Below are 830 nucleotides of genomic sequence, written 5' to 3'. Positions count from 1 at the left end.
ACCGAGATCGTCATCACGGAGATGGAGCACCACTCCAACATCGTGCCGTGGCAGCTCCTGTCGCAGCGCACCGGTGCGAAGCTGAAGTGGTTCGGCCTCACCGACGACGGCCGGCTCGACCTCTCCAACATCGACGAGATCATCACCGAGAAGACGAAGATCGTCTCCTTCGTGCTGGTGTCGAACATCCTCGGCACGGTCAACCCGGTCGAGGCGATAGTCCGCCGTGCCCAGCAGGTCGGCGCGCTGGTCTGCATCGACGCCTCGCAGGCCGCCCCGCACATGCCGCTGGACGTGCAGGCCCTCCAGGCCGACTTCGTTGCCTTCACCGGCCACAAGATGTGCGGTCCGACCGGCATCGGCGTGCTGTGGGGCCGCCAGGAACTCCTGGAGGACCTGCCCCCGTTCCTCGGCGGCGGCGAGATGATCGAGACGGTGTCGATGCACTCCTCGACCTACGCGCCCGCCCCCCACAAGTTCGAGGCGGGCACCCCTCCGATCGCCCAGGCGGTCGGCCTCGGCGCGGCGATCGACTATCTCGACGCGATCGGCATGGACAAGATCCTCGCCCATGAGCACGCCCTCACCGAGTACGCGGTGAAGAAGCTCGGCGAGGTCCCGGACCTGCGGATCATCGGCCCGACCACGGCCGAGGACCGCGGCGCGGCGATCTCCTTCACGCTCGGCGACATCCACCCGCACGACGTGGGCCAGGTCCTCGACGAGCAGGGCATCGCGGTCCGCGTCGGCCATCACTGCGCGCGGCCCGTCTGCCTGCGGTACGGAATTCCCGCGACCACGCGAGCGTCGTTCTATCTGTACTCCACGCC

1 protein-coding gene is annotated in these 830 nt (G+C 68.1%); it reads left to right on the top strand.

Annotated elements, in window-relative coordinates:
* Window positions 1-830: aminotransferase class V-fold PLP-dependent enzyme (locus G6W55_RS37925; RefSeq protein ID WP_175525096.1), on the top strand; the 830-nt coding region annotated here is incomplete at both ends.

This window comes from Streptomyces sp. CAI-85, from assembly GCF_013363615.1.
In the GTDB taxonomy this organism is placed as follows: domain Bacteria; phylum Actinomycetota; class Actinomycetes; order Streptomycetales; family Streptomycetaceae; genus Streptomyces; species Streptomyces antibioticus_B.
The sequence above is the reverse complement of the archived record's forward strand: the minus strand, read 5'-3'. Positions and strand labels throughout refer to the sequence as shown.